The organism is Spirosoma flavum, from assembly GCF_042686045.1.
In the GTDB taxonomy this organism is placed as follows: domain Bacteria; phylum Bacteroidota; class Bacteroidia; order Cytophagales; family Spirosomataceae; genus Spirosoma; species Spirosoma flavum.
The window spans coordinates 23,990-37,407 of the sequence record NZ_JBHUOM010000012.1; the positions used below are offsets into that span (position 1 = coordinate 23,990).

Below are 13,418 nucleotides of genomic sequence, written 5' to 3' on the forward strand. Positions count from 1 at the left end.
CTAACCGGTTGCAAAGGAGGTTAGCTCAGTTGGTTCAGAGCGCTGCTTTGACAGAGCAGAGGTCAGCGGTTCGAGCCCGCTACTTCCTACTAAAAGTTTCAAAAACCCTCAAATCAGACTGATTTGAGGGTTTTTTCGCGCTTTACTGTGTGTAACTGTGTAAAAATGGGATGCTTCAATAACAGGAAAGCATACACCCAATGACGACCTTAGAAAGTAGAACTGTTATAAAGTAAGGTAGCTTAGGATATGAGGGCTAGTACCGGCACTAAATAAGATAATATTGGGCCACAAGGTAGAACGGGCTGATGAATGGGCAGCCGCTTTTAATTACCATATTAAAGATCAACTGATAGACCGAAAAGAAAAGGTAGAAATAGTAATTTCTCATTTACCTTTTAAGTAACGATACCCCTATCTATTCACAAAAACGTCCGAATAAGTGCCAGTGCAGTCAAAATACAAAAGGGCTACCCGTCAAGTTTCGTTTTAAAAGTAACCCCTTCAAGTAATTTATTTTACCTGCTTTTACTACTATAGCTCGAAAAGAGCACATTCATACGCTGACGCAGGGGAATTTGTGAGCATCAGCAACCCCGTCGTTTTAGATACCTGTCCTTTCTCAAAAAGCCCCGCCATTACCGCTACCTAAAGAGTTTGCAGGACGACATATTAGTTTTCGTTTATTCGTAATTAGGTCAAAAACAACGAGGAATCTTCCTTTTTCCTACGGTTACTTTTTAGGATGTGCGTTCCTGTGAGCAATCGTCCTCTTAACAATCATCCAGCCAAACCAATACATCTTGTCAGAAGGACGCGACTTTTTTACTTACCGTTATGTACAACCTTTATACGCATATCGCTACTAATCCCAGCCGTTGCAAACGGCTGACCTGCAAGGATACCCTGTTTACTATCTTCAACTGTGGTCTTAAAAATAAATACGAAGACCTCTGGAGCCATCACAACTATATCGTCTACGTAGTGGAAGGACGGAAGATCTGGCATACCGCCCATGGCTCCTACGATCTGATGGAGGGCAGTTGCGTGTTTGTCAGAAAAGGAGCCTGTATTGTCGAGCAGTTTTTTGATACCGAGTTTTGTTTCTTTCTCTTTTTTATTCCCGATGCTTTTATCTGTGAAACATTGGCCACTAAATCGACGCCCATCCAGTCGACAGGGAGAGCGCATGAGCCGATTATGCCCCTGGCTGATAGTGTTTCTATTCATGCCTTCTTCCAATCCATGTTGCCTTATTTTGATGAGAAATGCCAACCTGATCCGGCTCTACTAGAATTAAAATTCAAAGAATTGATTCTTACCCTGGCTGATAATACCGCTAATCGGGAACTACTCGGTTACTTTTGTTCTTTGCTTGAGGAGCCGCAAAGCGTACCCCTGCAATTGATTATGGAAGCCAACTACTGCTATAACCTTAAATTGGAGGAGTTTGCCAGCTTGTGTGCCCGTAGTTTATCGGCGTTTAAACGAGACTTCGTGCGAATCTATAAGACGGCTCCGGGTAAATGGTTATTGGAAAAACGGTTGAACCATGCCCGGCACTTGCTGGCTAATCGGGGTAGAACAGTTGGAGAAGCAAGCTTTGAATGTGGCTTTGAAAATGCAGCTCATTTCAGTCGCACATTCCGTCAGCGTTTCGGCATGGCCCCTACATCCGTAAAGCAGCGTCTTCTTGTGTGAGCCGGTTAGTCATATCTCTGGACTTGTGAGCAAAGTCTGGATTTTATCGACCGACTACATTTGTGCTCACCAATTAATTGACTAGATCATTACACTGGTCAAAAAATGAAAGATGATGAATCCAAACAAAGCCTTATGGGAAAAAGGGGACTTCACCCAAATTGCCCAAACCATGCGGGAAAGCGGTGCGGCACTGATCGCCAAAGTAGGTGTCACCAACGGCCTTACCATTCTTGACCTCGGTTCTGGTGATGGTACCACGGCTATACCAGCAGCCAAACTTGGCGCTACGGTTTTAGGGGTCGATATAGCCCGAAATCTGGTTGAAGCGGGCAACAGCCGGGCCAAAGCAGAAGGGCTTAACAACTGTACCTTCCGGGAAGGTGATGCCACCGATCTGCATGACTTGACCGATCAGACGTTTGATCTGGTCGTAAGCATATTTGGGGCCATGTTCGCACCAAAGCCATTTGATGTTGCCAGCGAAATGGTTCGTGTTACCCGCTCCGGTGGACGAATAGTTATGGGGAACTGGATACCGGGGGACCCTACGCTGGTAGCCCAAATACTAGCAACCAGCTCGGCCTATACACCGCCACCGCCAGACGGTTTCATTAGTCCAATGTTGTGGGGCGTAGAGAGCCATGTTATCGAACGGTTTGAAAAAGCGGGTGTGGCCAGAGAAAACATAACCTTTAGTAAAGAAACGTTTATGTTCAAGGCTTCCTATCCACCATCCGAATTCGTCAACACGTTCAAAAACTATTACGGTCCGTCCATGAATGCTTTTGAAGCAGCGGAAAAGAATGGCAAGACATTGGAGTTACAGCATAAATTGGAGGATTTGTTTGCCAGTCAAAACCAAAGCCCCGATAAAAATACGACGGCCATACCGGCCACTTTTCTGCTAGTAACGGTTACGCGTTGACCATTGCTACCGGATTGGGTGGGTCATTTAACCTGTCAACTCAGTCGCGGTTCAGAAAAACGTCCAACTACCCATTTGCCTTCGTGATGGCAGAGCAATTGACTGTTACGGGCAACTCGTGGGCTTATGGGGATCAAACGAGACAAAAAAATTAATCCAGGTCAGGCGAGCCAGGCGGAAAACGGGCGGGGTCAATAGAATAATTAGAGTCACTAAAATGACCAGGAAGTAAGTCAAATCCATATCTAGGATTACCTCAAACACGATAAAACAATTCACAATCAGGGCCACATAGTAGGCATAACTCACATAAAGCGCGCCAGTATAATAGCCGGGTTCTTTAAGAAAGCGCTCCCCACAACAGAGGCATTGCTCATTCATTTTATCAAATTGTTTGAGATTATACGGGTTATTGACCGTAAAGAAGTTCCCTTTTTGGCAACGGGGACATTTATTAAAAAAGATGCTGTAGAGTTTATTTCCTTTACCCATGTGCGTGCGACTACGTTAAACTAAATTCACTCGAAGAGAGACTATTAACTGTAATGAGTTCATGGCCTTGTAATACTACTGAACAACTTATTTTTTGTTCAGCCTGTGGTTTATCCCCTAGACCCTGTACCCCTGTACGAAGTACCTGGGGATGACGACTCGGACATAATAGTTTTCCCGTCATACTCATTACACCATGCTCAAGCCCGGATTTCAGTAAGAATGTTGCACGAATAAGTTAGCCAAGATGCTTTTCTTACCGCTGTAGTCCAGGCTTTAACACAAGATCACTACAGCAAAGTCAATGGCGGCAGTAGAGACCATCCAGGCCAATAATCCCAAAGCGTATAGCCTCTCCCGGAGTCTGGTTTCTGGCAAGACATTCGCACGTGCGGTACTCAAACTTACCGGGCAGAAAACGCCGGAGAGCGTGGTAAGGATGAAGAAACTGTTGACACTAGTGGGGGAAGAAATGCGCCGTAGTTACGTTATTTACGGGCTTCCCCTGCGTCGTAGATAACGTAACTCACTACCTGGGATAAAGCAGAATGGACACTCGTCTGCTTATTGTTTTTACGGCCTCCGATTCATGGGCTGATGCTTTTGTATCAGGCCCTTCCCATTTGACTATAATCTGATTCTCAAGCACACCAAGCTGCTTTAGATATGTCTCAACAGTTTTAGCCCGGTATTTCGCTAAAGCCATGTTCAATTCGTGCTTGCCGATATTGTCGGTGTAACCGGTTACGGAAGCCATCAGCGTTGATTGTCTCACCAGGAGTCGGGCCATTGAATCCAACGTCGTTTTGACTCGGGGCCGCAGTTGGTAACTGCTTTGATCAAAGTACAAGATACTAATACTTAAGGGGAGCGTAGCCGCCGGGGTATACTGTTCCTGAGCCATTACCTCCGCATAAGTGCCGGTGAGTAAAATCAACACACAACCGAAAGATTGGCCTGCTTTTAGTTGTTGGAATAAGAACCGTAATAGCCATTTAAAGAGAGCCTCCATTGTTGTACTATACGTGTTTATATACTCACTAAGCACCGTAAATATAAGCTTTTACTTAACCTACTGGCTTCGTCAAGACCGCTTCTTAGTCCGTTGCCTGCACGGTTTGTTAGCGACAAACACGGCCATTCCGGATAGCATACTTATCATGTCTGAGATCTGCTCGTTTGCGCACTGCTTCGCCAAACTTCCTTAGCTTTGCGCCCCATGAAACCACTAGTAATTATTTTGTACACCGACGCAAAGGGAAGCGGCTTTACGTCGTACTTTGAGGATGCAACCAGTACCGAATGGCCCGAAACAAAGGGGGCAGTTGGGGCAGGTGACACGATAGCTGAAGCATTGCGTTCGCTGGCTAACGCGATGGATGCGCTCCAGGAAGAGCGACAACTTGACCAGTTTAACGACGAAGCCAGTACGTAGTGCTATTGGCTAAATCTGCCTATCTTTAAGGCATGAACACACTCCTTAAAATTGGTCGTATCGGCGAGTATCGAATCTACCTGAATGTGCCCAGAGAAGCCGCTGTAACCCGTTACATCGACAGTAAGGCGTTGTATCCGGCTGATTTTGAGAAGATGCTTGCTGATGGCTATGTAGTAGTAGTAGAGCTAAGCGTTGATGATGAGTTCGGAGCGGTTGATGTGTTTAAGTAATGAGACAGAAACCCTTACCGATTATACAGCTACGAAGCCCGACTATAGCCTGCACATAGTGAGCATTGTTACTATTGCTTAATTTGCGTTCTTTCTATCCCTACGACAGGGCTTTTATGCCGGCAGGACTATTATCTAATTATGAGTAAACCCTTGCCTCGCCTGTCCGTCTAAACCGGATCACCTCGATAGCGTTTTTTACAGACCAATAAAGCATTAACTATGCAGTCACGAAAGCAGTTTTTAAAAAATGTATGTACCATCGCTACGGGTGTATCCTGGCTAACCGTAGACAGCCTGGCTGGCTTTGCCATGCCTGCCCCGAAGAAGTCAATCTATTTTGATTTTCATTGCCATCCTGGATGGTCTTTTACCGAGCGTAACTTTGCCAATAATGCTGACACGATGCTGACCCAAACCGTCAGTGACATGAAGGAAGGCCAGTTGACCGGGGGTTTTCTGGCATTGGTAGCCGATGCTCCACTTATAAAACCAGGCCCCAAAGGAATTATTATTACCAGAAAATATTCACCTGGCGATGGATGGGCTGAATATAAGCGACAGCTTAGTAGGCTAAAAGAGGTTTTTACTACCCTGTCTATACCGTTTTCAACAGACCTGAGCGGTCTGAAGGCCGAACACAACGGACCATTTGGTTACATTGCTGTGGAAGGAGGTGATTTTCTGGATGACCAGCTAAACCGTGTAGAAGAGGCTTATCAGGATGGGGTTCGGTCTATTCAATTGGTCCACTACGCACCCAACAGTCTCGGTGATCTTCAGACTTCTGAGAGTACGTTTAATGGGTTATCTTCTTTTGGCAAAGATGTAGTAAAAAAGATGAATGAACTGGGCATGGCTATCGATGTGGCACATGCTTCTTTTCAAACCACTAAAGATGTGGCCAGCCTTACCAAATCCCCTATCATTTTATCGCATAGCATTTTGCAAATGGATTCGGATCGTCCAATTGCCATGAGGGCTATTTCAAAAGAGCATGCAAAATTAGTAGCTGAAACCGGGGGGGTAATTGGCGCATGGCCTTCAGGATTTAATAAAAGCTTCGACGAATATGTCGATAATATTAGGCGTTTAGTGGATGTAGCCGGAATTGACCATGTTGGTATCGGCACCGATATGAGTGCAAACTTCCAACCGGTTATGACCAGCTATACACAATTTCCACAAGTAGCAGAAGCCCTAAAGTCGAAAGGTCTTTCCAGCGTAGAAGTCGAGAAGATTATGGGAGGAAACGCCAAAAGTGTGTTAGAAAAGATAGCAAAATCCCGGACAAAGAAAGGGTAGTTGATGGGCTATTTCAGAGATGCAGTTACGTGGTATCAGAGAATAAATATAATCCCTGAACTACAGCGGGGTGAATCCAAGTTCTTACTGGCCATTTTCAACGATAGCCAAGGTTCGTTGGTCAGGCATGCCGTTAAAGTATTTAACTAAAACTGCTTGAAAAACAGAGTCTGTCTTGTCTAGTAAACTAAACAAGGTCATGCTCGATCGTAGTTTCATATCATCCGGGCTGCCCAAAATTTGATTGATTGTTTTTCCATCCGTGGCCAGTAAAACGCGTGAAATCTCCATCAGCCGACTGCCTAGAAGGGGATGTTCCCAATAAGCTTTGGCTTCCTGCAGGTCTTTTATGGCGTAAAATTTGGCCGTCTCGCTGAAACCCAGTCCCGAAATCTGAGGGAAAATATACCACATCCAGTGACTTTGTTTTCGTCCCATCTTTAATTCAGCTAAGGCTCTGGAATAATCTTTCTCCTGCGCGTCTAAAAATCGGCTTAGGTTCGATTCTGCTTGCATGTCCCTCCGGTTTGATACCCCAAAAGTAAGAATCTTACTCAATCAAGCAGCAACTTAACTGTCCTCACCTAACGCCGGCTTAAATTCATTTAATAGGATTCCTCCAGAGACCTGATAATCAGGGGACGTACCGGATAGTCCAGGTCAGGCACCAACAGTAAAATCTTCTCTTTGGCCAAATCTAATCGCGGCAGCAGCTCATACCACTCCAGCAGAAGCAGACGCTGGCGAGTATCCTCAAGGGAATAACCCAGGAAATAATGAGCAGCCTGGGCATCTTGCTGAGCAAACGAACGGGCTTCCCGTAAACAGGCTCGAAGGGTCTTATGGCGGCCAATCAAATACAGCCGAAGGTAAAACTCAAACAGATCGGTCGCATCAAGCTGAGTCAACGAGGTTTGGTCAATCTGGTGATTGATGCCCCACTGATAATAATGGGGGGGCGTTTGAAGAAACTCCTTCAACGAAGCGGAGTCAAGAGTCGTACCCGCAACGTGGCTAGCAATTAGTTCATTAAGTTTCATGTCCTTATGCTGTGATTATAAAGCGTAGCGAATACCGTGTAAGGTGGCGCTCTAAATCAAACGTTGAAGACCTTACCCGCACAAACCTACGCTAAATAGCTACTGATCTCATTTTAAGTGGTAAGCGCTCAATTTAATTAGCCTCACCAAGTTAATGCTAGTGCTACTTAATCGTGCTTAAATCAAAACAATTCTGAGCCCACTACTCTGCACCCCGATTGGTTTTGGAAAGAAGTGGATTTCTAAACCAGCTTTCAAAACAAACAGCCTAATTCAGCCGGTAGGTGAGCCATGCATTCACCGTCTGCAAATAGCCACTCCGGCACAGTTTACTATCAATCTTGTCGGATATATTGTGGTACAGCCCGCCAATAATTTCAGCATGTAATGTTCAAACGAGGCCGCAATTAGTCCACCCTGCACCTAACCCGACAGACGAGGGCTGAACTAAAATCGATACCCGGCTGCGTAATTGAGCGGGACCTGTAGCCCCCCTTTATACCGTATGGGCAGGTATAGAGGGCGCGCGAAACATTGTTTATAAGGCGGCATGGATTTATTGACTAGCCCGAGCCGATATAGGCTGATGCACAAACGTTTCCGTCCGGAAACGCGTATATCCAGGATCATGAACCTGGTTCGTGTTTTAAACCAATAGGAAGCTACCCCGTCCAAACAAGTGATCGTGCGTTTGGGCGGGGTAACTTTAACTAATCAGCTAGAGTTTGGTAATGACCACGTCGATTCGGCGGTTCTTCTGGCGACCCGCTTCTGTTTGGTTGCTGGCCACAGGCTTAGTGTCCCCCAGTTCCCGGGTGGTTACCCGACTGGCCGCAATGCCGCCCTGGATGAGCACCTGTTTCACCATTTCGGCCCGTTCGGCTGACAAGGGATCGTTGATGGCGTCGTCACCTGTGCTATCGGTATTGCCTTCAATTCGGATGGCTAGACTCGGATAGGCCTGCATGATCTGGATCAGATCAGCCACGTGGGGTCGGGCCTGGGCCGTAATCCGGGCGGAGTCTGTTTCGAAGGTCAAATTATCAAACGTGAATACTTTAGGGGTTTGGCTGTTTTTATTCGCCAAATAGCGCGCTAAGCTGTCGTTGAACGAATGCTCGACCACACTTAGTTTCCGACCACCCGGCAGATCGACGCCCACTCGTACGTCTGGTCCATTGCCGTCCAGATCACTGGCCAGGGTATCAGTAGCGGTAACAGCTGAGGAGTCGACGGTTTGTGTAGTCTTCTCATCTTTACAACCGCGTAACAGAAAAAATAGCAGCGCGAGTAAGGCCAGAGCCAGTAGCAACCACCGCCACCAAGCGGTACCCGCTGGTCGATTCTCGGTCTGAATTGGAAGGATCGATTCGGTTCGCAACGGTGTAGCGGGTATCGGTCGAGGGATGCCAATCAACCAGCCCAGTCCCCCCGCCAAAGCCGCCGGAATAGCCCCCCGAACGGAATCGGTTTCGCCCAGCAGCAGGGCGGTCAGTTGGGCCTTGGTCAGCGGTCGGGTAGTTACCTGCTGGCGTAAAAAACCCATCAACACCGACATTACCAGCCCCGTTAGGGTACTGGCCGATCCTGGCCCAACGCCACTGTACTGGACCGTTGATTCAGCTAATCGATTCGGTTGATCGGTATAGAGCTGCTTTAGAAGAGCATTGCCAGACTCGGCGGCTTTCTGGCGGTGATCGTCTGTCTCGACCAGCTGGCTCATGGTGGAATCGGTTGCAAAGGGCGTATCGTTAAGCAACTGATACAACCGGGTTGCTCCTTCCTGATTCGAGGCCCGGTTGATGACGCCTGCTGTCACGGCGGGTATCAGGCCATCCAGGGCTTTTTGGGTAAGCACGGTGGCTTCGCCCAGGGTGCGCGCTAGTTCGCTGACAGCCGAGGGAGTAAAGACGGACCGAAGGTGGTCGAGTAAGGTACTGGTCATAAAATGGCGTTGAGATATAGATTTAAACGTTGGGGTAAATGAGGGGTACTTTCGTCAATGAACCCTGTTCATATTCAGGAGATAACCGGACTAAAGTGATGGGGTTGCACAAAGCATACGGTGTCATTGGCTAGCCGGACCCATCCAGGTCGGACCACGGCTAAACTGTTCGGTCTGGAGTCAGATGGTTTCCCTTTTGAATAGGACCTGTTTGATCCGCCACCGGATTGACCGCGTCAGCCACTCCAACCGAAGGAATAGTAAATTCGTCTTTAATACCGGAGGTTAAAGGGGTAATCATGCTCAATTTTCTTGATAAAAGGCCGTCCCCACTGGCTGGGGTAGCTACCCCAGCCAGCAGAAACAGCTCGGCTTACTTGGTCGAGTAAGTCACCTCATTGGAGTCCGTTCCGGCGGGACGAATTGTGGGCTCCGTAGTGCCCAGATTCTCCACATCCACTTCCGTTTTACGGACCGTATCCCGAATGACTTCCTCGCGCTCAGTGACGGCTTTGCCAACCGAGATTTCTTCCACCACATTTGCCGTTTTAGATACCACCGGCACTTCGGCGTGTTCGGTCAACTCAATCTGTCCATCCTGAAAGGCATTCAGATCAGCCGCCGTAGCGGGTCGGTTCACAGGTGTGCGGTTGACCGTAACCCGCTCTTCCCGTAACCGAATACTCTCTTCAACAGGCTTGGCCACGATGCGGCTGCGCAGACGCACGCCACCCGTTTCAACCGTACGCTTGCCAACTTCCAGATTTTCTTCGATCACCTTCAGGGTTTGGTCGCTATCAGTTCCTGTTACGGGAGCTGTTGTATCCATCATTGAAGTTGGTGCGGTGCTGCCATACCCATACTCGGCGGCCCGTTCGTCCACATTGACCGCACCGGCTTCATCGAGGATGTCAGCGGCCTGTTCAGCCTGCTCATCAGAGTCGGCATGAACCGTTACAATGGAGCCTCGGTTGCCTACAGTTGAATACTTTTTGGTATCCTCGTCGTCATCGCTGCCAAACAGCGAGCTGAAGAAACTACCGATCCCGCTGCCAACATCTTTAGTGTCATCGACCAACTCTTCGGTCCGGGTGCCCGAGCTGTTGACGTGTCGATCCGGGATTAGCTCATCCGAGCTAGTGGCATTGCTGCTCATGCCCGCCGACAGATCGATGTTGCTGCGGCTAAAGCCCTTACTGATTAACTGGTCAACGGCTTGTTGAGCCTCGGAGGCATTATCGAAAATGCCGATTACTGTTTGTGCCATGGTTTGTTTTGGGTTTTACTGGGATTTGCATTAGGACTGAATTGATTGATCTATAACGAAGACCTATTGACTAGGTCGGACGTTCAGGAGTAGTTGACGTTCGCTCGACCGTGATGTCTTCCCGGCGCAGCCGGACGGTCTGGGTCTCGTCAGTTTGGGTTTGCTGGCGGGTTACCCGAATTTCTTCGATCAGTACCAACCGCTTTTCCACCACCAGCACTTCTTTCACGACGGAATAAATTGTCGTGTCGCCTTCCTGGCGGGTAGCGGGCACTTCGTCCACGTATTGATTGAGCGCCATCCGCTCGACGGTATATTCCTCATGCCATAGGGGAACAGTTACGGTCTGCTCGGTTTCGTGCACCGTTTTGCTGAGAGTTACCCGGCCTGTTTCAACTAGCTGAGTAGTTACCTGTAGCTGCTCTTCAATCAGAGGAATACGCACTATTTCGGGCGATTCAGGGTCGGTTGAGCCAGCGAACGGACCGTGTGTCGATGGACCAAATTCATCTAAGGGATTCATAGGAATAAATGTAACGGTCAGCGCTATACGTTAACCATGATAAGCCGACTATATTGGGTTTGTAATTTTAGGACCCTCTACTCTCCGGACTCAGCCATGTCCGCCTTCGAACTATCAGCCGCCTGTCGGAGTGCCATCGACAGCGCTTCCAGTAAGGAAGGCATTTCTCCTTCCCCACCCATGTCCGTGGCCAATAACGAAAGTTGTTCCGTCAGGGGAACTATAGCCTCCCGTACCGATTCTCCGTTAACGGGTTTGGCTTGCAGTAACGCGTTGAGAGCGGCCAACTGATTGGCGAGTGGCCTGGTGTTTTCAGCTCCCTGAAGTGGCTCAAGCCACGACTCGATCAGGGCAATACCGGCCTGTGGCGTTAGGGGCCCCGACTCGCCCATCAAGTGAGTGGTCGTCTGGTCGAGTAAGTCGGTCGTATCAGCGAGCGATAGCATTTGTCAAATTTATCTACGTATACGTAAGGGTTCCAAGTAAACTATTTGAGGGAGTCTAGCGAGCCGGGCAAAACCGGCTCGCTAGACTGGTTGTTGCTATCGGACAGCCCCAACCGGGCGATCATACGTCGTGTAATCGTCCTTAGAGTCGGTGCCCATCTTGGCCCCGTAGCCTGAAGCGAACACCCCAATAAGTAAGCCCAGGAAGCCAAAGATGGCCGCTTTAGAGGCTGCGGAAGCGGCATCGTCTGCCAATTGACGGGCCTTCACTTCGGCGTCTTTCTTAGCTTGTTCAAATTTGGCGCTAGCCTGCTGGTAGGTCTTAATCCAGCCGTCCACTGTCTGTTCAGCTTCAGCCCGGCTTTTGCCTGTTTGCTTCATCACGACATTGACAGCGTCTTGGCGGTCCACCGCGTTGACCGTAGACTGCCCCTGCTTGAAAAGTCGGCTGAAAAAGCCATTGGCCATTTCATCGGCGGCCTGAGGGTTCGAGGCTGCGCGTTCGGCGGTGTTGCTGGCCTGATTAACGGCGTTGTCCGCTTTGTTCTTCAGCGTATTAGGATTCAATTTTGGATCACCCGTCTGACGCAGAATCTGGTTAACTTGTCCTTTCAGATCGTTCAGATCCAGGTTATCCGTGTCGATCCCATTGGCCTTCAATTGGCCCTGAACCGCATTACCAATTCCTGGAGCCGCCGAAGCCACTGCCGATCCGGCGGTACTAACCAGACCACCGACCAGTTTTCCGGCCCCACCAATCAGGCTACCCAGTGTGGTCGTCAACAGATAGATGGTGAGTAAGGTAACCAAACACCAAGTCAGCACGCCGTGAATAATTCCATCAAATAGCCGGGGCGCACTGGCCAGCCGACCAGCAATCCAGCCACCTACAAACAGGGATAGCAAACTGCTGATAATGTACCAGATGGCACTGCCGATGCCTAAGCCTGCGGTCGGGTTACGCTCCTGAAGCGGGTCAATTGTGCCCAGGCCGATGCCAAGGCCCAACAAGGTAAGCAGCATCTGGGTGACAATGGCGACTAATACACCCGCGAAAACGGCACTCCAGGAGATGCGTTTCATAAAATCCATCCGCGCCGGGCGGTCTTCGTAAACAGTAGTCTTCGTACGTTCCATAACCTTGGTTGAGTTAACTTTTGTCGAATTAGAATAGGCAAGATTTTCCATGCCTTACTTGTATTTATACATTCGTAACGAGCCTATCCATGCGGATAGATTGTCAATCAGGTTGATCAACTTTAGAGCTGATACGACCTGTTGTTGGTTTGTTGATCTTTCCATAAGAAAGGTAAATGGTCTGGCTATTGTCAACGGTGACCACCAGATTCACGACAAAACAGCTTTTTATACCGTTGAGTAAAAACGCACTTGTTAGCGCGTCAAGGCATTTTACGCCTTCGTCACATCTGCTTTGATGGCCTCTGCCGATTCAGCCACTTTATCGTTGTAGCCTTCCTTAAGCTTTCGGCGGGCTATGTCTGCTTCATTCATATACTTGTCCAGTTTGCCGGACTGTATATCAGCAAATAAATTTGGTTGGGACTTGAACAGGCCGGAATTTGTCTTTACATCGTCAACCATCTGCTTGCCCCGCGCGACCGTTTTATTCCACTGCTCTTTCAACCCTTTAGTCTGCTGGGTGGCGGCTTCGGTCAACTGGCTGCGGGTATCTTTGCCCGAGCGGGGAGCGGTCAGGTAGCCAATGGCTAATCCCGTGACGATTCCTGTCAAAAATCCTTTCATGTTTTAACCTAGCTTCGTGATTTCTACAACTGACTTCGTCAAAACCGTGCCATCAAGGAAAAATGCCCAAAGCAGACAATGGTCTATTTAGTGGCGAAAAACGACTCAATTCTTTTCTTGTAGACACGGGGTCATATGACCCCAGTAGTGGGGAGTTGATAGGTCACAAAGAAGAATTAATAAACAAGTGTAATCAACGACCGTTAGATAAACAGGCGAGTTTAGGGGGGTATGGTACCCAAAATGACGGAACTAACCAGCTCATTGCTGACGGAGTTCCTGGGCAGTAAGTACCCTTGTATATGGGTACATCAGCTAGTGTTGACTGATGAGGATACC

At 48.4% G+C, this 13,418-nt stretch carries 17 protein-coding genes and 1 tRNA gene; 7 read left to right on the forward strand and 11 right to left on the reverse strand.

Annotated elements, in window-relative coordinates:
• Positions 1-14: 14 nt before the first annotated feature.
• From ACFS25_RS14775 to ACFS25_RS14785, 3 genes are all read left to right on the forward strand, one after another.
• Positions 15-89: transfer RNA gene (locus ACFS25_RS14775), tRNA-Val, on the forward strand.
• A 748-nt stretch (positions 90-837) separates the two neighbouring features.
• Entirely contained in the window at positions 838-1,701 is an 864-nt protein-coding gene (locus ACFS25_RS14780; RefSeq protein WP_381502253.1) for a helix-turn-helix domain-containing protein, read from the forward strand.
• A 112-nt stretch (positions 1,702-1,813) separates the two neighbouring features.
• A complete protein-coding gene (locus ACFS25_RS14785; RefSeq protein ID WP_381502257.1) occupies positions 1,814-2,629 on the forward strand; it encodes a class I SAM-dependent methyltransferase in 816 nt (271 codons plus the stop codon).
• Positions 2,630-2,734: 105 nt separating this feature from the next.
• Here ACFS25_RS14785 and ACFS25_RS14790 read toward each other — a convergent pair whose 3' ends face one another.
• Positions 2,735-3,121: a DUF983 domain-containing protein gene (locus ACFS25_RS14790; RefSeq protein WP_381502260.1), complete on the reverse strand. Its 387-nt coding sequence runs from the start codon at positions 3,119-3,121 to the stop codon at positions 2,735-2,737.
• Between the two features lie 304 nt (positions 3,122-3,425).
• Between ACFS25_RS14790 and ACFS25_RS14795 the strand changes: the two genes are divergently transcribed.
• Positions 3,426-3,641 (forward strand): hypothetical protein, encoded by a 216-nt coding sequence (locus ACFS25_RS14795; protein WP_381502263.1) that lies wholly within the window; start codon positions 3,426-3,428, stop codon positions 3,639-3,641.
• A 9-nt stretch (positions 3,642-3,650) separates the two neighbouring features.
• On the opposite strand, the gene ACFS25_RS14800 is transcribed toward ACFS25_RS14795, so the two are convergent.
• Complete coding sequence (locus ACFS25_RS14800; protein WP_381502266.1) at positions 3,651-4,133, reverse strand: OmpA family protein; 483 nt, start codon at positions 4,131-4,133, stop codon at positions 3,651-3,653.
• 207 nt (positions 4,134-4,340) lie between these two features.
• Between ACFS25_RS14800 and ACFS25_RS14805 the strand changes: the two genes are divergently transcribed.
• From ACFS25_RS14805 to ACFS25_RS14815, 3 genes are all read left to right on the forward strand, one after another.
• The gene (locus tag ACFS25_RS14805; RefSeq protein WP_381502267.1) at positions 4,341-4,556 is read left to right on the forward strand and encodes a hypothetical protein; all 216 of its coding nucleotides are present in this window, start codon (positions 4,341-4,343) and stop codon (positions 4,554-4,556) included.
• 32 nt (positions 4,557-4,588) lie between these two features.
• Entirely contained in the window at positions 4,589-4,789 is a 201-nt protein-coding gene (locus ACFS25_RS14810; RefSeq protein WP_381502270.1) for a hypothetical protein, read from the forward strand.
• A gap of 222 nt (positions 4,790-5,011) precedes the next feature.
• On the forward strand, positions 5,012-6,094 hold the full coding sequence (locus ACFS25_RS14815) for a dipeptidase (RefSeq protein ID WP_381502272.1): 1,083 nt from the start codon (positions 5,012-5,014) through the stop codon (positions 6,092-6,094).
• 84 nt (positions 6,095-6,178) lie between these two features.
• Here the strand turns inward: ACFS25_RS14815 and ACFS25_RS14820 are convergent, their stop codons facing one another.
• From ACFS25_RS14820 to ACFS25_RS14860, 9 genes are all read right to left on the reverse strand, one after another.
• Positions 6,179-6,610 (reverse strand): DUF1810 domain-containing protein, encoded by a 432-nt coding sequence (locus ACFS25_RS14820; RefSeq protein ID WP_381502275.1) that lies wholly within the window; start codon positions 6,608-6,610, stop codon positions 6,179-6,181.
• An 89-nt stretch (positions 6,611-6,699) separates the two neighbouring features.
• Complete coding sequence (locus ACFS25_RS14825) at positions 6,700-7,134, reverse strand: hypothetical protein (RefSeq protein WP_381502278.1); 435 nt, start codon at positions 7,132-7,134, stop codon at positions 6,700-6,702.
• Positions 7,135-7,852: 718 nt separating this feature from the next.
• Positions 7,853-9,079 carry an OmpA family protein gene (locus ACFS25_RS14830; RefSeq protein ID WP_381502282.1) on the reverse strand — a complete coding sequence of 409 codons (1,227 nt, stop codon included), beginning with the start codon at positions 9,077-9,079 and terminating at the stop codon, positions 7,853-7,855.
• 160 nt (positions 9,080-9,239) lie between these two features.
• A complete protein-coding gene (locus ACFS25_RS14835) occupies positions 9,240-9,380 on the reverse strand; it encodes a hypothetical protein (protein WP_381502284.1) in 141 nt (46 codons plus the stop codon).
• 72 nt (positions 9,381-9,452) lie between these two features.
• Positions 9,453-10,346: a DUF2382 domain-containing protein gene (locus ACFS25_RS14840; protein ID WP_381502287.1), complete on the reverse strand. Its 894-nt coding sequence runs from the start codon at positions 10,344-10,346 to the stop codon at positions 9,453-9,455.
• A 70-nt stretch (positions 10,347-10,416) separates the two neighbouring features.
• Positions 10,417-10,869 carry a YsnF/AvaK domain-containing protein gene (locus ACFS25_RS14845; protein ID WP_381502290.1) on the reverse strand — a complete coding sequence of 151 codons (453 nt, stop codon included), beginning with the start codon at positions 10,867-10,869 and terminating at the stop codon, positions 10,417-10,419.
• A 77-nt stretch (positions 10,870-10,946) separates the two neighbouring features.
• Positions 10,947-11,315: a hypothetical protein gene (locus tag ACFS25_RS14850; RefSeq protein ID WP_381502294.1), complete on the reverse strand. Its 369-nt coding sequence runs from the start codon at positions 11,313-11,315 to the stop codon at positions 10,947-10,949.
• Positions 11,316-11,411: 96 nt separating this feature from the next.
• The gene (locus ACFS25_RS14855; protein ID WP_381502297.1) at positions 11,412-12,452 is read right to left on the reverse strand and encodes a hypothetical protein; all 1,041 of its coding nucleotides are present in this window, start codon (positions 12,450-12,452) and stop codon (positions 11,412-11,414) included.
• 273 nt (positions 12,453-12,725) lie between these two features.
• Positions 12,726-13,079, reverse strand: a complete 354-nt coding sequence (locus ACFS25_RS14860) for a YtxH domain-containing protein (RefSeq protein ID WP_381502300.1) — start codon at positions 13,077-13,079, stop codon at positions 12,726-12,728.
• Positions 13,080-13,418 lie beyond the last annotated feature (339 nt).